This is a genomic window from Lentzea sp. NPDC092896 (assembly GCF_044754905.1).
Lineage (GTDB): Bacteria > Actinomycetota > Actinomycetes > Mycobacteriales > Pseudonocardiaceae > Lentzea.
The window spans coordinates 75,145-95,506 of record NZ_JBIVPX010000015.1; the positions used below are offsets into that span (position 1 = coordinate 75,145).

The 20,362-nt window shown below is 71.1% G+C and carries 16 protein-coding genes; 12 read left to right on the forward strand and 4 right to left on the reverse strand.

Annotated features, from left to right (window positions below; all coding sequences use genetic code 11):
- The first annotated feature begins 73 nt into the window (after positions 1–73).
- The 11 genes from ACIQF0_RS44520 (at position 74) to ACIQF0_RS44570 (ending at position 12,275) form a co-directional block, all read left to right on the forward strand.
- A complete protein-coding gene (locus ACIQF0_RS44520) occupies positions 74–706 on the forward strand; it encodes a M15 family metallopeptidase (RefSeq protein ID WP_401040777.1) in 633 nt (210 codons plus the stop codon).
- A 116-nt stretch (positions 707–822) separates the two neighbouring features.
- Positions 823–3,792, forward strand: coding sequence for a BTAD domain-containing putative transcriptional regulator (locus tag ACIQF0_RS44525; protein WP_401040579.1), 2,970 nt, complete (start codon positions 823–825; stop codon positions 3,790–3,792).
- 377 nt (positions 3,793–4,169) lie between these two features.
- Positions 4,170–5,246: a BtrH N-terminal domain-containing protein gene (locus ACIQF0_RS44530; RefSeq protein ID WP_401040582.1), complete on the forward strand. Its 1,077-nt coding sequence runs from the start codon at positions 4,170–4,172 to the stop codon at positions 5,244–5,246.
- A gap of 168 nt (positions 5,247–5,414) precedes the next feature.
- The gene (locus ACIQF0_RS44535; RefSeq protein ID WP_401040585.1) at positions 5,415–5,804 is read left to right on the forward strand and encodes an STAS domain-containing protein; all 390 of its coding nucleotides are present in this window, start codon (positions 5,415–5,417) and stop codon (positions 5,802–5,804) included.
- Positions 5,805–5,942: 138 nt separating this feature from the next.
- Entirely contained in the window at positions 5,943–6,794 is an 852-nt protein-coding gene (locus ACIQF0_RS44540) for an STAS domain-containing protein (RefSeq protein ID WP_401040587.1), read from the forward strand.
- On the forward strand, positions 6,794–7,162 hold the full coding sequence (locus ACIQF0_RS44545; RefSeq protein WP_401040589.1) for an STAS domain-containing protein: 369 nt from the start codon (positions 6,794–6,796) through the stop codon (positions 7,160–7,162). Before ACIQF0_RS44540 ends, ACIQF0_RS44545 begins: the two co-directional genes overlap by 1 nt.
- Positions 7,162–7,575 carry an ATP-binding protein gene (locus ACIQF0_RS44550; protein ID WP_401040592.1) on the forward strand — a complete coding sequence of 138 codons (414 nt, stop codon included), beginning with the start codon at positions 7,162–7,164 and terminating at the stop codon, positions 7,573–7,575. Before ACIQF0_RS44545 ends, ACIQF0_RS44550 begins: the two co-directional genes overlap by 1 nt.
- Positions 7,563–8,600 (forward strand): ATP-binding protein, encoded by a 1,038-nt coding sequence (locus ACIQF0_RS44555; RefSeq protein ID WP_401040595.1) that lies wholly within the window; start codon positions 7,563–7,565, stop codon positions 8,598–8,600. The genes ACIQF0_RS44550 and ACIQF0_RS44555 overlap by 13 nt, the downstream gene beginning before the upstream one ends.
- The gene (locus ACIQF0_RS44560; protein WP_401040597.1) at positions 8,597–10,327 is read left to right on the forward strand and encodes an ATP-binding protein; all 1,731 of its coding nucleotides are present in this window, start codon (positions 8,597–8,599) and stop codon (positions 10,325–10,327) included. The genes ACIQF0_RS44555 and ACIQF0_RS44560 overlap by 4 nt, the downstream gene beginning before the upstream one ends.
- Positions 10,324–11,892 (forward strand): SpoIIE family protein phosphatase, encoded by a 1,569-nt coding sequence (locus ACIQF0_RS44565; RefSeq protein ID WP_401040600.1) that lies wholly within the window; start codon positions 10,324–10,326, stop codon positions 11,890–11,892. The genes ACIQF0_RS44560 and ACIQF0_RS44565 overlap by 4 nt, the downstream gene beginning before the upstream one ends.
- Entirely contained in the window at positions 11,889–12,275 is a 387-nt protein-coding gene (locus tag ACIQF0_RS44570; RefSeq protein WP_401040603.1) for an ATP-binding protein, read from the forward strand. The genes ACIQF0_RS44565 and ACIQF0_RS44570 overlap by 4 nt, the downstream gene beginning before the upstream one ends.
- A 7-nt stretch (positions 12,276–12,282) precedes the next feature.
- Here the strand turns inward: ACIQF0_RS44570 and ACIQF0_RS44575 are convergent, their stop codons facing one another.
- From ACIQF0_RS44575 to ACIQF0_RS44585, 3 genes are all read right to left on the reverse strand, one after another.
- Positions 12,283–14,907, reverse strand: coding sequence for a SpoIIE family protein phosphatase (locus ACIQF0_RS44575; protein WP_401040606.1), 2,625 nt, complete (start codon positions 14,905–14,907; stop codon positions 12,283–12,285).
- A gap of 25 nt (positions 14,908–14,932) precedes the next feature.
- Positions 14,933–15,250 (reverse strand): hypothetical protein, encoded by a 318-nt coding sequence (locus tag ACIQF0_RS44580; protein ID WP_401040608.1) that lies wholly within the window; start codon positions 15,248–15,250, stop codon positions 14,933–14,935.
- Between the two features lie 260 nt (positions 15,251–15,510).
- The gene (locus ACIQF0_RS44585; RefSeq protein WP_401040609.1) at positions 15,511–17,865 is read right to left on the reverse strand and encodes a LuxR C-terminal-related transcriptional regulator; all 2,355 of its coding nucleotides are present in this window, start codon (positions 17,863–17,865) and stop codon (positions 15,511–15,513) included.
- Between the two features lie 74 nt (positions 17,866–17,939).
- Here ACIQF0_RS44585 and ACIQF0_RS44590 point away from each other — a divergent pair, with 74 nt between their 5' ends.
- The gene (locus ACIQF0_RS44590) at positions 17,940–18,887 is read left to right on the forward strand and encodes an MBL fold metallo-hydrolase (protein WP_401040612.1); all 948 of its coding nucleotides are present in this window, start codon (positions 17,940–17,942) and stop codon (positions 18,885–18,887) included.
- Between the two features lie 5 nt (positions 18,888–18,892).
- Here the strand turns inward: ACIQF0_RS44590 and ACIQF0_RS44595 are convergent, their stop codons facing one another.
- The gene (locus ACIQF0_RS44595; protein WP_401040614.1) at positions 18,893–20,275 is read right to left on the reverse strand and encodes a ferritin-like domain-containing protein; all 1,383 of its coding nucleotides are present in this window, start codon (positions 20,273–20,275) and stop codon (positions 18,893–18,895) included.
- Positions 20,276–20,362 lie beyond the last annotated feature (87 nt).

Here is a 20,362-nt window from a genome sequence, read left to right on the forward strand (position 1 = left end):
AATTCCAGTACGCCCGTGCACCGTCGTGCGATCGCGTGTGCAGAACGGTGAACCAGGAGGAGAGGCGTTGGAGATGGTGTGGCTGTCGGATCCCGCAGTGGCGGCGATCCCGGTGCGCGAGCGCGGCGAGCCCCTTGTCGACCTGCGCACTGTTGCCGCTCTTCGGCTCGACAGCCGGCTTGCCGACGAGGAGGGGCTGTACGCGCAGTTGCGGATCGGTGTGGTGGATCGGCTGGTCACCGCGCAGACGTTGCTGCCGCCGGAGCTGAAGTTGCTGATCGTCGAGGGGTACCGGCCGCAGGCGTTGCAGATCGCGTCGTTCGAGTCGGCCGTCGCGGAGTCCCGTGCGCGCTCACCGCGGGCCGGCGAGTCGGTGCTGCGGCAGATGGCGAGCATGCGCAGTTCCCCTCCGGAGGTGGCACCGCACGTCGCCGGGGCCGCGGTGGACCTGAGCCTGTGCACGGTGGACGAGATCGAGCTCGACCTGGGCACCGCGGTCAACGACACCACGACGGAGCGGTCCCACACCGGGGATCCGACGGTGGACGCCACGGCGCGCCGCCACCGCGCCGTTCTCGCGCGGGCGTTGCGCGGCGCCGGACTGGTCAACTATCCGAGCGCGTGGTGGCACTGGTCCTACGGCGATCGGTACTGGGCATACCTGACCGGATCCCCCCAAGCCCCCTACGGGCCCATTCTTCCCTGATATATCCGCATTTCCGGAACCACGACCCCCCTGCGGGTGTGATCTACTTGCACCGGTGACGCTGGGGAGGTCACGATTTGCTGGAGTTCCGATTACTCGGTCCGGTCGAAGCCCTGGTGGGTGGCAGAGCCGTACCGCTCGGCGGTCTGAAGCCGCAGGTGCTGCTGGCCGCGCTGGTGCTGGAACGCGGCCGGGTGGTGCCGGCGAGTCGTCTGGTCGAGCTGCTGTGGGGCGAGGAACCGCCCGTCAGCGCCCGGTCGCTCATCCAGACGTACGTTTCCAAGCTGCGCAAGGCTTTCGCCGACCTCGGCGCCCCCGACGTGATCGTGTCCAGGTCTCAGGGCTACCTGGTCCGCCTCGACGACGCCCGCGTGGACGCCGCCGAACTCGCCGTCCTGCTCGGCAAAGCCCGGCAGCAGAGCCAGGGCCACGGGCACGATCCGGCGGCGCGGCTGCTGGCGGAGGCGGTCGCGTTGTCGCGTGGTCCCGCGTTGTCCGGCCTGCGGGACACGCTCCTGAGCGGGGAGGCGCGGCGGCTCGACGAACTGCTGGTGTCCGTCCAGGAGGAACGTTTCGCGGCCGAACTGGGCCTCGGCCGGTTCGACCACCTCGCCGAGCTGACCGCCGCGGTGGCCAGGCAACCGGTGAACGAACGGTTGCGCGGGCAGCTGATGGTGACGCTGTACCGCCTGGGACGGCAGGCCGACGCGCTCGCCTGCTACCGGGAGGGCCGGGACGCGCTCGTCGACGAGCTCGGCGTGGAACCCGGCTCCGAGCTAGGCGCGATCCACTCCGCGATCCTGCGCGGCACCCTGGAGCTCGTTCCGGTGGACGCGGCACCGGCCGCCCGGACCGCGACGGCGCCCGCGCAGTTGCCGGCGACGCTCGCCGACTTCACCGGCCGGGTGCGGGAACTGGCCGAGCTCGCCGCCGCACTGCGCGGGGAGGCGCCGGCTGTGCAGATCGTGGCAGGGCCGGGAGGGTGCGGGAAGTCCGCACTGACCGTCCGCGCCGCGCACGAGGCGGCCGCGTCGTTCCCCGACGGCCAGCTCTACGCCGAACTCCGCGGCACGAGCGACCTGCCCGCGACCGCGGGCGAGGTCCTGGGACGGTTCCTGACCGCGCTCGGGATGGACCCGGCTCAGCTGCCCGAGTCGACGCAGGAACGCCAGGAGCGCTACCGGACGTTGGTCGCCGGCCGCCGGGTGCTCGTCGTGCTCGACGACGCCGCGTCCGAGGAACAGGTGCGGCCCCTGCTGCCGGGCGCCGCCTGCTGTGCCGTGCTCATCTCGTCGCGCGACCGGCTCGCGGGACTGGCCGGAGCGCTGTTCACCGAACTGGACCTCGTGACGCCCGGCGAGGCGTACGGCATGCTCGCGCGGATCGTCGGCGAGGCGCGGCTGGCGGAGGACGTGGACTCCGCGCACCGGATCGTCGACGCGTGCGGACGCCTGCCGCTCGCGTTGCGGATCGCCGGTGCCCGCCTCGCCTCGCGGCGGCAGCTGCCGTTGCGCGTCCTCGCCGACCGGCTCACCGACGAACGCCGCCGTCTCAACGAACTCTCCGCGGGCGACCTGGCCGTGCGCAGCAGCATCGCGTTGAGCTGCCGGGCACTCGACGACCGGGCTCGCACGGCACTGGGCCGGATGGGACACCTCGGCCTGCCCGACTTCTCCACCTGGGTGGTGAGCTGGCTGCTCGAGACGTCCGAGGCGGAGGCGGAGAAGGTCCTGGAGGTGCTCGTCGACGCGCAGCTGGCCACGTTGTCCGGTGCCGACGCGGCGGGAGTGCTGCGCTACCGGCTGCACGACCTGGTCCGGCTCTACGCCCGCGAACGAGCAGAGGCGGACGAGCCCGCCGAGCTGACCGCGTCGATCGCCCGCGTCCTGGACGGCTGGATCGCCTTGCTGAGCCGCACGGCCGTGAACAGCCCTCCGGCCGAGTCCACCTGGCGTCCTGGCGCCGGGCACCAGGAACCCGACGGCGTCACCGTCATGGCCGAACGCCTGTCCGACGACCTCGACGCCTGGCTGCGGGGCGAGGAATCGGCGTTCGCGGTGGCGGTCGAACGTGCCGCCGCCACCGGCCTGCACCGGCACGTGTGCGACTTCGTCTCGGCCCACACCGCGATCGAGCAGGCGGCCAGCTCCTACGACCTCCGCGACCGGATCATCGGCGTCGCGATGACGTCGGCCCAGCACGTCGGCGATCCCGGCCTCGCAGCGGACGTGCTGGCCAAACTCGCGCGCCTGCGGTTCTTCCAGGACCGCTTCGCCGAGGCCCGCCAGCTCTTCGGCGATGCGTTGAGCCGCTACCGCGACCTGCACGACGTGCGCGGCCAGGCCGCCGCACTCGCCGGAATGGGACTCGCGTGCCGCGAACCCGGACACCTGACCGAGGCGGTGCACTTCCTGAGCCAGGCGGCCACCCTGTCGCACGCGCTCGACGACCGGGTGGGTATCGGGCACGTGCTGCGGATCAGGGGTTCGGTCCGCCTGGAACTGGGCGAGTACGACGAGGCGCGGGAGGACCTGGAGCAGTCACTGGCCGCGTACCGGCGGGCCGGCAGCAGACGCGGGGTCGCACTGTCGTTGCGCAGCATGGGTCTCTACCACCGGGCACGCGGTGACTATGAGACGTCCATGGGCGTGTGCGCCGACGCCGCCACGATCTTCGCCGAACTCGGCGACGACCTCATGCACTCCTACGCCGTGCGGGCACACGCCAAGGCGCAGATGCGGGCGGGCCACAGCGCGGAGGCGTTGCCCCGCCTCGAAGCGGCGCTCGCCACCGTCCGCGCCAAGGACGACCGCTGGGGCCAGGCCATCACCCTGCGCGTCCTCGGACAACTGCACCTGGCGGAGGGACGGCTGGACCTCGCGCAGGACTACCTCGACGCGGCGATGTCGATCTGGGACGCCATGGAGACACCACTGTGGCGTGCGCGCACCGAGTACGACCTCGCACTGCTGCACCGGAGCCGGGGTGACGTGGAGGCTGCGGACGCGGCGTTCGCGCACGCCCGGTCGGTGTTCCGTGCGCGAGGGGCACGGGAGTACGCGGAGTACGCCGAGCTGCCGGTGTAGCTGTCGGTGCGTTGCGGCACGGCCACCAAGGTCCTCCCGGACGTTGGTGGCCGCCAACGCAGGGATACTGTTCACTATTGCTTCAGTGTTGACTAAATTAAACCCCGGTGCCAGCGGGGACATGAGCTGCACCGGTCAGGAAGACTTCCCAACGCAGAGGATGACCACACTCCGGTCAGCGGTCTGCGGTTAGGATGACGCCCGGCGAGTTCCGCGCCCAACCTCCTGACCGAGTGCCCACGCCACTCGGCTGTCGCGGAGGCAAAGGGGACCTGTGTGCCTCGGGACGCCGACCTCGTCACGCCTTGACCAAGGCTGTCGCGGCATCGGGGTGCGTGGGGTCCGGGTGCCAACGGCGACGGCCGGGGAGTTCGGTGATGACGTCACGCAAGCAGCTCAAGGCTCAGGTCCGCGCACGCATGGCCAAGACCGGTGAGCGCTACACCACCGCGCTGGCACACCTGAGCGGTGCGGCGCCGGACGGCGGATGGGTGTTGCGCGGAGGCACGGATCCCGACGCGGCAGGCCTGAACGCCATGCTCGCCGCGAAGGGCATCTCCGGGCTGACGGAGGCGCTGGTGTTCGGCATCGGCGGCGGTATCGGCGCGGGCTACATCCTGTGGGAGTTCAAGCACGACAACAGCTGCCACGTGACGCTCGGCTTCAGCAACTCGTGGCAGTACGTCACCCGCCGGACCGAGAAGGTCCTCGCGCGCCTGGGGATCGAAGCCGAGTGGCACCGGTCCGCGCCCAAGGCCGCGCAGGTGTGGCTGACCGGCAGGCTCGACGCCGGAGACGCCGTCATGGTGTGGCCCGACCGCTACCAGATCGGCTACTGGGACCTGCCGGAGACGCTCGACGGCCACGGCGGGCACCCGGTCGTGGTGTACGGCGGTTCCGGCGACCGGGTCTACCTCGACGACCGGAACCTGGCGCCGCTGACCGTCGCGCGTGCGGATCTGGACCGTGCTGTCGCCCGCGTGGGCAGTTGGAAGAACCAGGCGGTCGTGATCACCGGCTCCGATCGCGCACCCGACGTCGAGGCCGCTGTCCGGGAGGGCTTGCGGGACGTCGTCGAGCACCTGTCACGGAAATCGGACTCGTTCTCGTTGCCGGCGTGGCGCAAGTGGTCGCGGATGATGACCGACACGAAGGCCGCCAAGGCGTGGCCCAAGGTGTTCGCCGACGGGCAGGGGCTCGGCCCCGCGTTGCAGAGCGTCCGGGAGGGAGTGGACGGCCGGTTCGGGATCACGGGCGGGAACCTGCGGCCGTTGTTCGCGGACTTCCTCGACCAGGCGGGACATTCCGGGCTGGCGCCGCGGTGGCGGGAGATCGCCGAGATGTGGCACGCGGTGGGGGAGTCGACCGAGTTCGCGGAGATCGGCAGGCAACTCGCTGAGCTGTACGAGGCGGAAACCGATGCGATCGCCCGGTTGAGGGCCGTCGTGAACTGATCGTCGAAAGGCGCGCTGTGGTGGCGGGACGAGCGCGCACTCGTCCCGCGCCGCTGATCGTCGCGGTTGTGCCCCGCCCCGCGGGGACATAGCGTGACGCCGGGTTCGGGAAACACGCCAAGTCATCATGTGAGGTCGTCTCGCGGTTGGCCGATGGGAGCGGGACAGATGAGTCAGCAGTCCGGAGGATCGGCCGACGTGCTGACCGCCCACACCGAGGTCCACGACGGGATCGAGGTCGTGGTCGTCGCCGGTGAGATCGACCGGATGACCGACGCGCCCCTCGGCGTGGCGCTCGACGTGCTGGGACGTGGTCCCGCGGGTCTCGTCATCGATCTGGCAGCGGTGACCTTCTTCGGTTCGGCCGGGGTCAACATGCTGGTGACCGTCCTGCGCGCGGCGAAGGCCGGCAGGGTCCCGTTCGCCGTGATCGCCCGGAAGCCGACGGTGCTGCGTCCGCTGGCCATCACGGGCGTGGACGCCGTGCTGCCCCTGCACCCGGACCTGGCCGGCGCTCTGGCCGCGCTTCGTTCGGTGCCGTCGCAACGGCGGCGCTGACACTCGCCGGTGTCGGCCTTCTCACTGTTCGGTTCCCGCGTGTGCGGGTAACCGGAAGGGTCGCCGCCGCCTGATGCGGCCATCCACGTGTGGACGGCTACTGTCTGCACGATCATCGTCCGCCTGAGGAGGCTTTGAGTGACCGCAGACGCAGGGCACACCCACCGCTTGACCGAGTTGTTGCGGGCCAACGCGGAACCGCTGATCGACAACTGGGTGGGAGCTGTCTCGGCCCTGCTGCGCGGACGGTCGACGAGGTCGGAACTGGAATCCGACTTCAGAGAGCTCTTCGCGGCGCTGCTGCCTCTCGTCGGCAACGACGGCAAGGACGTCAGCGGGGCGGAGTTCGGCGACATCCGGTCGTTCCTGGAGGAGTACTCGCGCTCCAGGGTGCGGGCGGGCTTCACACCGACGGAGACCGCGTCGAGCGTGTTCTCCCTCAAGCGCGAGGTGTTCGACCTCACCGAGAACGACAACGACCCTGAGCTGTTCCGGCAGATCCTGGGATTCTCCGGGTTGCTGGACGCGCTCGGCCTGCTGACGTTCGACTTCTACGCGCGGGCACGCGAGGAGATCATCCGGGAGCAGTCGGAGCAGCTGCTCGAGCTCACCACCCCGGTCGTGAAGATCTGGGAGGGCGTGCTGGCGGTGCCGCTGGTGGGCACGCTCGACTCCGCGCGCACCCAGGTCGTCATGGAGAAGCTGCTCGAAGCACTGGTGGAGACCGGTTCCGAGCACGCGATCATCGACATCACCGGTGTCTTCGCCGTGGACACCCAGGTCGCCCAGCACCTGCTCAAGACGGTGGTCGCGGCACGGCTGATGGGTGCCGAGTGCATCGTCTCCGGCATCCGTCCGCAGATCGCGCAGACGATCGTGGCGTTGGGCATCGAGTTCGGCGACATCGTCACCAAGGCCTCCCTCGCCGACGCCCTGCGGCACACGTTGCGCCGCGAAGGCGTCAACGTGGTGCGCAACGAGGTCCGCTGATGGAACGCGTCCCGATCCTGAAGATCGGCGGCGTGCTTCTGGTCTCCATCCAGATCGACCTGCAGGACCAGAGCGTGCTGGCGCTGCAGGAGGACCTGGCGGAGAGGATCAGCGCGACCGGCGCCCACGGCGTGGTCATCGACATCTCGGCGGTCGAGATCGTCGACTCGTTCATCGGGCGGATGTTCGCCACGATCGCGTCGATCTCCCGGTTGTTCGACGCCGACACCGTCGTGGTGGGGATGCGTCCGGCCGTGGCCATCACGTTGGTGGAGCTGGGGCTCACGCTCGGTGGCGTGCGCACGGCCCTCGACCTCGAACGTGGGATGAAGATCCTGGGACAACTCGGTCGCGGACGGGACGCCTGATGCCGCCCCGGTCTGACGGACCGGAAGAGGTTCCCATCAGCGGTGACGATGATGTGGTCCGCGTGCGTCAGCTCGTGCGCACGTATGCCCAGCAGACCAAGCTCTCGCTGGTCGACCAGACGAAACTGGTCACGGCGGCCAGCGAACTCGCCCGCAACACGCTGATCTACGGGGGCGGAGGCTTCGCCCGCGTCGAGGAGGTCAGCGACGGCCGGCGGGCAGGAGTGCGCGCGTCGTTCCACGACGAGGGCCCCGGGATTCCGGACCTCACGCTCGCGCTCGCCGACGGCTGGAGCAGCGGGAGCGGCCTCGGCCTCGGCCTGAGCGGTGCCCGTCGCCTGGTGGACCAGTTCGACCTCGACACCGAGGTCGGCCGCGGCACGGTCGTGACGGTGGTCAAGTGGAAGAGGTGACCGCGACGACCTGCCTGCCCCTGGTGCGCGACGAGGCCTGGCTGCCGGTCGAGGAGACCGCGCAGGTGGGCAGGGTCCGGCGCGCGGCCACGGCACTCGCCGAGCGCCTGGGCTTCAGCCCGACGCGCACGGCGGAGATCGGGCTCGCGGCCACCGAGATCAGCACCAACCTGCACAAGCACGCCCGGCAGGGTGTCGTCGTGGTCCGTTCGCTGCGAGGCCTGCGGGACGCGGCGGTGGAGATCGTCGCCGTGGACCGCGGTCCCGGCATCGGTGACCTGGCACTGGCGTGGGAGGACGGGCAGTCCACGACCGGCACCCTCGGCGTTGGCCTCGGCGCGGTGGCGAGGCTCGCGACCTCGTGTTCCATGACCTCGCGCCCGGGCGTGGGGACCGCGCTCGTGGCCCGGTTCGAGCTCCTGCGGGACCGCGAACCCGAATGGGGCAGGGAGAGCGCGGCCGGGATCACCAGGCCGATCAACGGTGAGGACGTGTGCGGGGACGCCTACGCCGTCCGCCGGAGCGCGGACCGCCTCACCCTGATGATGTGCGACGGGTCCGGGCACGGACCTCTGGCGGCGGCCGCGTCCGACGCCGCCGTGCGACTGTTCCGCGACCTGCCGCCGCTGCCACCGGACCAGGTCGTCGCGCGCCTGCACGCGGAGTTGCGCGGCACCCGTGGCGGAGCGGTGGCCGTCGCCGACATCGATCTCGTCGCCAGGACCGTGCGGTACTGCGGTCTGGGCAACATCGCCGCCGCCGTACTCGCGGACGGCCGCAAGCAGGGCATGATCTCGGTACCCGGCGTGGCAGGACATCAGGCACGCACGATCCGTGCGTACGACTACCAGCTGCCGGACAAGGCGGTGGTCGTGATGCACTCCGACGGCCTGACCGAACGCTGGGGCGTCGACCAGGTCAGCGACCTGATCCTCGACCCGCCGGTGCTGATCGCGACGACGTTGCTCAGGGACGCCGGGGTGCGCAACGACGACGCCTGCGTGCTCGTGGCCAGACCGGCATGACCGCCGTCGAGCTGCTGCGCCTGGTGGTCAGCGACGAGCGGGACGTGTTCCTGCTTCGTCAGCGCGGGCGCCAGGTCGCGGTCGCGGCCGGGCTCGACGGGCAGAACCAGATCCGGGTGGCGACGGCGCTCAGCGACGTCGGCCGGGAGCTGGTGCGGCAGGACGTCAGCACGAGCGCCGTCTTCCTGCTCCGGCGCGGACCGGTTCCGGCGCTGCTCGTCGAACTGACCTGGCAGGCCCAGGCGGTGACCGGTGCCGGTCCCGGCTGGGACACCGCGCGCAGGCTGATGGACGAGCTGCTCATCACCGAGACCGGCGTGACGCTGACGAAGAACGTGCAGAGCGTCGTCACGCTCGACGAGGGGCTGCTCCGCGAACTGCGCGAGAGCACGGGCGCCAACGCGCTGGACGAGCTGCGTGCGCAGAACCAGGAGCTCCTGGAGACGCTCGAGAACCTGGAGGCGAAGAGCGCGGAGCTGGAGCGCGTCAACGCCGAGCTGGAGGAGACCAACCGCGGCGTCGTCGCCCTCTACCAGGAGCTGTCCGACGAGCTGGAACAGACGAACCAGGGTGTGGTCGCCCTGTACGCGGAGCTGGAGGCGAAGTCCGCGGAGCTGCGCGACGCGGCCGCCGCGCGCATCCGGTTCTGGTCCAACATCAGCCACGAGCTGCGCGCGCCGATCAACTCCGTCGTCGGCCTGACCCGGCTGCTCGGCGCACCGGGCGGCGACCCGATGACCGACGACCAGCGTCACCACGTGGACCTGATCAACGAGTCGGCGGCGACGTTGCTCGCGCTGGTCAACGAGCTGCTCGACACCGCCAAGGCCGAGTCGGGCAGTCTGCAGCCGCGGATGGCTCCCGTAGCGCTCGACTACGTGATCACGCAGCTGAGGTCCGCGGTGCGGCCGACGTTGCGCTCCGGTGACGTGCGGCTGGTGGTCGATCCGCTCCGGGAACTGCCGTCGCTGGTCACCGACGAGACGATGCTCGTGCGCATCCTGCGCAACGTCCTGTCGAACGCGGTGAAGTTCACCAGGCAGGGCGAGATCCACTTCACCGCCGAACAGGGGCCGGCACCGGACGAGATCCGGTTCGTCGTCACCGACACCGGGATCGGCATCCCGCCCGCCGAGCAGGACCGGGTGTTCGAGGAGTTCTACCAGGTGCCGAACGCGCTGCAGGTCGGCGTGAGCGGTACGGGCCTGGGCCTGTCCTACGCGCGCAAGCTCGCCGAGATCCTCGGCGGCACGCTGACGCTGACCAGCACGCCGGGCACGGGCACGGAGGTCGCGCTGACCCTGCCCAGCGCCACGGACGAGTTCGCGCGACCCGCACCGGTCGCGTGCGCGCTGATCGCTGACGGCGACGAGAAGGGCCGCAAGCAGCTGCGTGACGCGCTGGAGGGCATCGCGGGCGAGATCATCGAGACCGAGGACGGCCGCAGCGCCATCAACGTCGCGAAGCAACGGCAGCCCGACCTCGTCCTGGTGAGCGCGAGCGCGCCCCTGATGAGCGGTAGCGCGGTCCTGTCCGTGCTGAGGCTTGATCCGGACCTGAAACGGGTACCGGTGGTCATCGTGTGCGGTGACGACCCCGGCGGTCTCGCGCGCAGCGTGCACAGCCTCGGTGCCGCGATGCTGCACGAGGCGAGGATCTCCCCGGAGACGGTGAACCGTGCGATCAGGGACGCCCAGCTCACCGTGCGCAGAACGGACGGCCGATGAACCCGACAGCCATGGGCGGAGGACCGGCCAGGGTCCTCGTGGTGGACGACCTGGACGCGAGCCGGTTCATCGCGTGCAGCTGGCTGCGCCGCAGCGGCCACACGGTCGTCGAGGCGACGACGGCCGCGGAGGCGCTCGTCGCCCTGGAGACCGAGCTGTTCGACCTCGTGCTGCTCGACGTGCATTTGCCCGACATGAGCGGGTACGACGTCACCGAGCGGATCAAGGCAGATCCGCGCACCAGCTCCATCCCCGTCGTGATGCTGTCCGCGACCTACATCGAGCCCGAGGACAAGGTCGTCGGGCTCACCAGGGGAGCGGACGCCTACCTCACCGAACCCGTCGACCCCGGTGAGCTGCTGGCCAACGTCGAGGCGGCGCTGCGCTACCACCGGGCCCGCGCCCTCGCCGAACACCTCGCCGCCAAGCTCACGCGGCTGACCACCTCGACGTTCGCCATCAACGCGGCGATGACGTTCGACGCGCTGGCCGAGGCCGCCGCGATCGGGGCCGCCGACGTGCTCGACGGGGAGGCGACCGCCGTCGTCACCAGTCCGTCCGGCGTCGTCTGCGTCGCGACGGCGGGCGCCAGGCGGCCGGAGGCCCGGTTCCGCCTGGACAACGCCGACGTCGGGAACTGGATGGCGGCGCTCAACCCCGGTGTGGGCGTCACGATGATCGAGGCCGATGCCGCCCCGTGGCACCCGGAATCTCCGGTGACGGCCGCGCTCGCACGCACGAAACCGCGCAGGGCGCCCATCGGCATCGCGGTCCTGCCCTCGGCGGTGACCGGCGACGACGACCGCAACCTGCTGCGCCAGCTCGCCCAGGCGACGGCGCTGGCGGCGGAAGGCCTGCACACCTTCGCCGAGGAGCACTCGCTCGCGCTCACCCTGCAGCGCAGCCTGCTGCCCCGCACGTTGCCGCACCACCCCGAGCTGCCGATGACGGCCAGGTACGTGCCCGCGTCGAGCAACGCCGAGATCGGTGGCGACTTCTACGACGTGATCGAGCTGGACGGCCGCATGCTGATCGCCATCGGTGACGTGTGCGGCCACTCGATCGAGGCCGCGACGGTGATGGCCGAGGTGCGCCACACCCTGCGCGCCTACGCCGTCGAGGGGCACCGGCCGGCGGAGATCCTGCGCCGGACCGACCTGCTGCTGGAGCGGTTCCACCCGACCGGCGGTCTCACGACCATGTGCCTGGTGCTGGTGGATCTGCGGGCGGGCACGATGGAGGTCGCGAACGCGGGCCACGTGCCACCGCTGATCGCCGACGACCAGGGTGCCCGGTACCTCCCGGTCAAGGGACCGCTGCTCGGCATCGGGCTGGACCGGCCCGAGGCCACCGAGCTGCCGTTGCCGCGCGGCACCACCGTGCTGCTGACGACCGACGGCCTCATCGAACGACCCGGCATGGACCTGGACGAGGGCATGGAGAAGCTGCGCGCCGCCGTGTCGCACCACGACGACATGGACGAACTGGCCGACCGCCTGCTGACCGAGCTCGGCCAGGGCAAGCAGGACGACATCGCCCTGTTCCTGTTGCGGCGGCTGGCATGACGGCCCTCGCGATGGACGTGCTGGTCCGGCCCGGCACGACGATGTCCTCGTTGCGCCGGGAGCTCACGACCGCGTTGCGGGACCTCGACGAGGACCACCTCTACGACGTGCAGCTCGTGGTGACCGAGCTGGTGTCGAACGTCCTGGACCACACCCCGGCCGGTGCCGGCCGGCTGCGGATCCTGCGCAGCCAGGAGCCGTGCCTGGTGACGGTCGAGGTGGACGACGAGTCGGCGGTCGAACCGGTGTACGGACGCTCCCGCCTGGGCGAGTACCGGGGCAGGGGAATCGTGGTGGTGGACAACATCTCGCGCGAGTGGGGCTTCCGTCCGCGCGAGGAAGGCGGCAAGACCGTGTACGCCCTGGTGGACTGCACCGGCTGAACCCGGCTCACCGCCGGGTGGTGTGGGCCAGCCCGGACAGGTCGAGGATCCGTGCGGGCGCGCTGGCGGTCGCCGCCACCAGCGACAGCGTCCGTCCGCGTTGCTCCGCTCGCGCGAAGGCCTCGAGCAGCAACGCGATGCCGGAGCTGCTGAGGTAGTCGAGCCCGGTGAGGTCGACCTCCACCGGCCGTTCGTCCGCGACGTCGATCCGGGTCAGCAACGGCGTGCGCAGGCCCTCGACCGTGGCGATGTCGAGGTCGCCGGTGAGCAGGAGGCGCTGCACCTGGTCGTCCGCCGCGTCGGTCAGGCCGGTCACCGCGGCCGGGGACGTCGCGTGCGCGGCGACCGGTCCGGGTCGCGTGTCCGACGACGCGGGAACGTGGAAGCGGATGGTCGTGCCGTTCTCACCCGGGATGAGGTCGGTTCTGTCGCTGAGCGCGCGGATCATGGCGAGCCCCCGGCCCCGGTGGCCCTTGTCGGCCGGTTCCGGACGCCAGTGACCGTGGTCGGCCACCGACACCCACACGCCTGAGCCGCTCCACTCCAGAGACGTGTCGAACGTGCCGCCCCCGGCCGGATAGGCGTGGTCCACGACGTTCGTGGCTGCCTCGCCCAGCGCCAGTTCCAGGTCGTAGACGGCGTCGTCGGACAGACCGGCGGCCTCGGCCCAGGCCGTGGCGGTGCGCCGGAGCGCGGACAGCTCTCCCGCCGACGCGGGCAGGTGCCGGTGCAGCGGGGCGGGCAGGTGCCGTGCCACCACGAGCGCGACGTCGTCGGACTGGCCGTTGACCAGCATCTCGTCGAGTACGTGCCGGACCAGTGCCGCCGGAGCGAGCCTGGCCGCGTCGTTCAGGGCGGAGGTGAGTCTCCGCACGCCCTGGTCGACCACTTCGCCGTGGCGTTCCACCAGACCGTCGGTGTAGAGCACGACCGAGGCGCCGGGCGGCAGAAGGGCGGTGTGCTGCGGGGGAGCGGCTCCGCCTGCGCCGAGCACGGCGCCGATCTTCTCGGTCAGCGACCGGGCTCCCGAGTCGTCGGCGACCACGGGCGGCGGGTGGCCCGCGGACGCCCAGCAGAGCTCGGCGGAGTCGGGGTCGAAGACGACGCAGACGCACGTGCTGCCGGCCGCGCCGTTGACGCGCGTCGCGAAGGCGTCCAAGCGCCGCAACGACTCCGCGGGGGAGTGGCCGTCGAGGAGGTGGCCCGCCAGCACACTGCGCAGCTGACCCATGACCGCGGCGGCGGACGGACCCTTGCCCACCACGTCGCCCACCGTCAGGCCGACGCGGTGCTTCGTGAGGGGCACGACCTCGTACCAGTCGCCGCCGATCTGGGAGTGCCGCGCGGCCGGCAGGTACCGCGCCGCGGTCGCGAGCCTGGCCAGGTCGGGAAGTTCGCGCGGCAGCAGGCTTTCCTGCAACGCCGCCGCGATGTCGTGCTCGCGCTGCAGGAGCAGTTCGCGTTCGGCCTCGGCGCGCCGGCGCTCGGTGACGTCCCTGCCGATCGCCTGCAGCCCGGTCGGCGTGGACTGGACGCTGAGCTCCAACGCGATCGTCGTCGCGTCGGCGTGGCGCATCAGCACCACCTGGGAGGCGGACAGATCGGCGGGCAGTCCGTCCACGAGCAGGTCGGCGATGGCGGTGCCGACCAGGTCGTCCGCCTGGTAACCGAGCAGGTGGCCGGTGGCGGGGTTGACGGAGACGAACCTCATCTCGTGGTCCAGCAGCCAGATCGCGTCCGTCGCGCGCTCCACGAGCTGCCGGTGGCGCTGCTCGCTGTCGCGCAACGCCCGATCGGCGTGCGTGCGCTGCATCGACTCCCAGCACCGGTTCACCACCACGGACACCAGGTCGATCTCGTCGCGGGTCCAGCGCCGTGCGGTCGCCTGGTGCACCGCCATCGCGGCCACGAACCGGCCGCCGCGCAGCAGCGGCAGGCAGATCACCGCTCGAATGCCCGTCACGCGGTAGGCGGCGAAGTCCTCGGCCTCGAGCCTCTCGTCGTTCAACGCGTCGTGCACTACCCACGGCTCACCCGCGCGCATGGCCGTCAGCGCTCCGTTGCCGAACTCCCGCATCGCGAACCTGCCGGGTAACGGAGGAAGTCCGGTGGCGTGGTCGCCGCTCATGACGAAGTGGTTCTCGTCAGCCTCCGTGCGCGCGTACGCGCACCGGTCCACGTTCAGGTGCTCCCCGAGCAGCCGGGTCGCGAGCGCCATCAGCGCCTCGGCGTCGTCGAGCAGCTGCGACTCCCGGTCGAGCACGTCCAGGAACCGCTGCCGCTGGTCGGCCGCGTGCTGTGCCGTCACGTCGATCAGCACGCCGCTGCGGAGCGCGCCGTGCACACGCGCCTTCTCCAGCAACCAGACGAGGTCGCCCGCGGCCGTCCGCACCCGGTACACGGTCTCGTAGTCGGTGTCCGCGCTCCAGCGCCGCCGCAGGCTCTCCTCGCGGTCGTCGGGATGGGTGATCTCCGCCCAGAAGCCGGGATCGCCGAGCCAGTGCCGCGCGGGGTGGCCGAGCAGGCGTTCGACGGTGCCGGAGAGGAACGTGACCGCACGACCGCGCGCCTCGCCCTGCCAGACGATCACCGGCAGGTCGTCCACCAGTGACGCGAGTTCGGGTTCACTCATCTGGCGCAGTCTCCACGGGGCTCCTTCATCGGCAGGCGGAGTCCACGGCGCCGGCTGCTTGACGCTCGTCCACCGCATCGTACGTCGGCCGGGCGGTCCGGGCCGTTCGCGCTCGACCGTCCACAGTGGACCCCGTGGTAGTGGTCGAGCTCAGCCTGCGCCCGGTAGCGTCCGCGTAGCCGTGTTCGATCGTCCAGTCGGCGAAGCCGGCCTGGTTCTTCGCGCCACCGGCGGGGACCGGCTCCGTGCTGGTGAGCGGGGTGGCGTAGGCGGGACGGGCCACCATCGCCACCGCCATCCGGGCGGCGAGGAACGCCCCGAACGCGAACAGCGCGTACGCCACCGGAACAAGTCCCTGCAGGTCGAAGGCATCGTAGGGCGCAGTCGCGCGGCGCCCAGCCCTTCCGGTACCGCTTGCCCACACCGTCGGTGCGCGGTGCGAACTCGGTCGCCGTCACGCCACGCCCTCGTTCCTCGTCCGCTGGTGGACGGACGTGAAGAGCGCGTTGACCGCCTGCTCGTCGAGACCGGCCGCGTAGGCGCGGCGCAACCAGGCCGCGGTGCAACGACGTGCAGGTCGACGCCGGCATCGCGGCCGGCCCGTCAGGACGCCGACAGCAGGCGGAGCTCACGACCGCGTTGCACGGCCGCGCCGCGATCGGTGGCGCCGAGCTTGGCGTAGATCCGCCGGATGTGGGTGTTGACCGTGTTCACCGACACCATCAGCCTCCTGGCGATCTCCGGCCGGGTCAGGTTGGTGGGCAGGTAGCGGAGCACCCGCAGTTCGCTGGGACTCAGCTCCTCCGCGAGCATCGCGGTGGACGGTGTTCCACTGTGGACGACGTCGAGAACGGACGTGATGAGCGCGGCGTGCGCGGTTTCCCACGCTGGTAGCGACTCCAGCAGCCTCCATGCTCCCGTGAGGACGAACGGGAGGATGAGCCGGTCCTGTTCGGCGAGGTCGAGCGCCTGTTCGACGGCGGTGACGGCGCCACGATGATCACCGAGGTCGCAACGGGCGAGAGCGGTCAGCAGGTGGATTTCGATGCGAGTCAGGACGTCTTTCCCGCCGACGCGCCGGAGTTCGCGAAGGGCGGCGGGGTCGTGCTCCGCCTGGGCTCGGATGGCGATCGTCCAGGCAGCGACCTGGGTGCTGAGCGTGTGCTCGTCGGCCATCGTCTCCTGGACCTCGCGGGCGGCGGCGAACTCCGCCAAGGCGTCGCGATCGTGACCGCGGGCTCCCGCGAGAAGTGCGGACACGACGTGCACGACCAATCGGACGCCCGGCTCGGCGTCCGAACCGCTGGCCTGCTTCGCGCGGTCGAGCCACCGCGCGGCGTGGTCGATCTCGCCGGTCCACGCGAGCGTCCAGGCGAGCGTGGCCAGCGCGGGAGCGATGACCGGTTCGGCGCCCCAGCCGTGCTGTTCCGCCAGCGCGATCGCCTCCTCGCACCGTTGACGCGTCAAGGCGAACGAGCCGCTCGCGAAACCGAGGTGCGCGAGGCAGGCCACCTCCAGGTACGGGCGGTCGAGGTCCCGCGCCAGCGCGGCTCCCGCCAGCAGGTGGCGTTCGGCGTCGGCGGTCCGTTCCGACCACGCTTCGGTGACGCCGGCGTTCAGCAGGACGATCGCCCGCAGTTCGGCGCTGGCGGGGAGAGTGTCGACCTGTGCGGCCACGCAGTGGAAATGGCCACGCAGCCGGGCCAGCAGGAGGTCCAGGGCCAGCAGGACCGCGCGGTGTTCGCCGGTCGATCGGGCGACCTCGAGGTGTGCCGCCGCTTCGTCGAGGCGCAGGTCGTTCAGCTCGTCGACGGCGCGGACGAACGGGAGCGAGTCGGCAGAGGACGGGAAGGCGCGCAACAGGGTGCGCACGGTCGCCGCCTGGCCGTCGAAGGTCAGGCCGAGCGCGTGCTCGGTCAGCAGGTGGGCGGCGTCCGTCCAGTCCCGGGCGGACTGCAGGTGCCGGACGGCCTCGGCCGGTCGCGCGTGCTCCGCGAACCAGTGCGCGGCGATCCGGTGCAGCCCTGGGATCTCCTCGGCCTGGGTCCGGCGCAGCTCCAGCCGCAGCAATCCCGCGAAGAGGCGGTGGTAGCGGAACCAGGTGCGCTCGGGGTCCAGTGCGACGACGAAGCTGTTCGCCGCCTCCAGCTCCAGCAGAATCCGCTCCGATCCCGGTGTTCCGGTGAGCAGGTCGGCCAGCTCTCCGGTCACCTGGTCCACAACGGACGTTCGCAGCAGCAGCCGTCGAACCCCGGCGGGCTGCCGGTCCAGCATCTCCGCCATCAGGTACTCGGCGACGGTCCGGTCGCTGCCGGAGAACTCGGCCACGAACCGCTCCGGATCGGGATGGCCCGCGAGCGAGAGGACCGCGAGCCGCAGTCCGGCGGCCCAGCCCTCGGTCCGCTGGTGCAGGAGGTCGAGCACCGGACCGGCGAGGCGTGTGCCCGCGGCGGCCACCAGCTCGCGGGTCTCCTCGGCCGTGAAGCGCATCCGGTCGGCGCGGATCTCCGCCAGCTGCCCGGCCAGCCGCAGTCCGTGCAGGCCCAGCCGCAGGTCGTGGCGGGTGGCCACGATCGCGTGCACGTGCGGTGGGAGGTCCGCCAGCAGCGCGGCCAGCGGGGCCGCGGAGTCCAGTTCGTGTGCGTCGTCGACGACCAGGACGAGCGGCTCGTGGATCGTGCCGAGTTCGGCGAGCACTTTCGCGTGGCCGTCACAACCCGGCGCCGCGAACGGCGGTGTCCGCGAGAGCGCGGCCCGGAGCGCGCTGAGCACGGCGAACCAGAACCGCAGGCCGGGCCGCGCCGGCACGACGGCGACCCGGCCGCCGTGCTGATCCGCCCACAGGCGCAGCAGCGACGACTTCCCGCTGCCCGCGGGCGCGGTGACGACGGTGACCTTCCTGCCGATCGCCTGGTTCAGCGCGGTGACCAGGTCGTGGCGGGGGATCAGCTCGGACACGGGCCGAATCCGTTCTCGAGGATCACCGGATTCCGGTGATGACGACTCACCTGCCCGGTGACGAACCTGGGCCCATGACCACTGAACTGCCGGACTACGCGCCGGTTCCCCCGTCCGCACTCGGCCCCGCCGTCAACGAGCACGGTTACCACGTCGGACGGGTGGAGAAGAACCTCTACTGGGTCACCGACGGCGGCTACCAGGCGGCCTTCCTGACCACGCCCGACGGGGTCGTCCTGTTCGACGCGCCCCCGACCATCGGGCACAACCTGCAGCGGGCCGTCGACGAGATCGCCGCGGCCACCGGTGCGTCCAGCGAGGTCACCCACCTCGTGTACTCCCACCACCACGCCGACCACATCGGCGCGTCCTCGCTGTTCGGACCCGACGTGGTGCGAATCGGGCACGCCGAGAACAGAAGGCTGCTGCTGCGGGCCGGCGACCCGGTGCGGCCCGCACCTGATGTCGTGTTCGACCACGACCACACGCTGATGGTCGGCGGGGAACGCATCGACCTGGCCTGGCGGGGCGCCAACCACACGCCGGACAACATCTACGTCCACCTGCCGAGCCACGACACGTTGATGCTCATCGACGTCGTCGTGCCGGGCTGGGGATCGTTCGCCGCGTTCAACGTCAACAGCGACGTGCCCGGCGCGATGGCGGCACCGGCCGAGGCACTGTCGTTCCCGTGGCGGCACTTCATCGGTGGGCACCTCGGCCGTCTGGGCACCCGCGACGACGTCGCGCTGCACCAGAGGTACATCGCCGACATCGCCGAGAGCGCCCGGACCGCCTTGTCCACAGTGGACCCGAGCCCGTTCTACGCGAAGTACGGTCACAACGCGTGGGCCGCTGTCAAGGCGTACCTCGACACGGCGTCCGAGCAGGCCGCCGCGCCCGTCGCCGAGAAGTACGCCGGGGTCCTCGCCGCGGCTGACGTCTTCACCGTCAGCACCACCTTCGTCATCCTCGAGTCGCTCCGGCTCGATTCGGGTGTCGGGCTGCAGATCCACCCCTGACCAGGTCAGGTCCGCAGGCTGGGCGGCACGTACTCGAACGTCGGGCCCGCTGTCGCCGTCCCGTCCTCCAGCGGCGTCGTCATCAGCGCCTGGGCCTGGGTCTTCACCTGGTACATGGTGCCGACGGTGGAGCCGAGGCGCGTGGGATCTCCGTTGAACGCCTCTTCGAGCTGCTGCAGCAGCAGGCAGTAGGTGGTGTTGAACCGCTCCTGGGCCACGCGGATGTCGCTGCCCTCCGGGTGTTCGGTGGTGCGCGGGTTCGGCCGCATGGGCATGACCGCGTCGAAGTCGACCGCGATCGGCTCACCGGTCGGACCGGACTGCGGCGTGTCGCCGGTCTGGTAGCGGCGACCGTGCTTGAGCTCCTGGAACCGGTAGTAGTGCGCCACCTCGTCTCGTTCGGGGTGGAAGACGTCGCGATCGCCGTCCCAGACGTCGGTCCGTGCGGCTCCCTCGCCCTGCTCGGTGATCTCGGTGAGCGCCGCCAGCGCGGACTTCAGGTCGTGCACCGGGATGACCGCGCCACCACCACCGCGCAGGTGGAACTCGCCGACCTGCCGGGCCGGGTCACCGGTGAAGACGGCGTCCTCGCCCAGTTCGTCGCACAGCCCGCGGATCCCCGCCTCGACGGCGGCGTAGAACTGCCCGATCGTTTCGTACCCGTCCGCTTCGGCCGGGGCGTCGACCGAAGCCGGCTTCTCGATCCGCAGGAACAGCTCCAGGGCCTCCTGGCCGAACGAGAGGAGCTGGATCTGGAGGGACCGGTCGCCGTGCGGCAACGGGTGCGGGTACGGCCGCAGCAACTCGGGGGTGTCGAGCCTGGGCTCGCCGCCGACCGCGTTGAGCAGGTTCGCCGCCAGTGCCAGGTGCAGCATCTCCTCCGCGAGCACGCTGCCGACGACCTGCGCGGCCTCGGCGTTGCGGTTCGGGTCCATTGAGTACAGGGCGCAGAGGTACGGAGGGATGGTCGCGTGCTCCAGCTCGATGGCCCGTTGCAGGTGCCGGCGGAGGTCCTCGACGGTCTCGATCGCCCTGCCCGAGGGTCGTAGCTCGACCACTACCCGGTAGGAGGCGGGTTCCGAGGTGATGTTCAGACCGGGGTCGTCGAACATGCGCTGCAGCGACGCACGCCACTCGGGGTTGACGACGGCCTTGTCCAGATCGGTTCCCGAGCTCCACTCCGCGACGTGGACGAACCGCGTGTCCGGTCCGCCGGCGAGTGGCCTGTGCAGGCGGGAGCGCACGAAGCCGGGCTGGGCCGACATGATCCGCGCGTTCTCCCGGTACACCTCGACGAAGTGCTCGGCCTCGTCGGCCGGCACGGTGTAGTTCTTGATCACGACGACCGGCTCGCTGATGCCGGTGCTCGATTCCAGGGATTGGCTCACGTTCAGGAAGACCGGACAGGCCCCGAATCTGTGACCGCTGACTTTCGGCGCCGGTGTCGTGTCCGCGATCACCGGCGCCGCACGGAA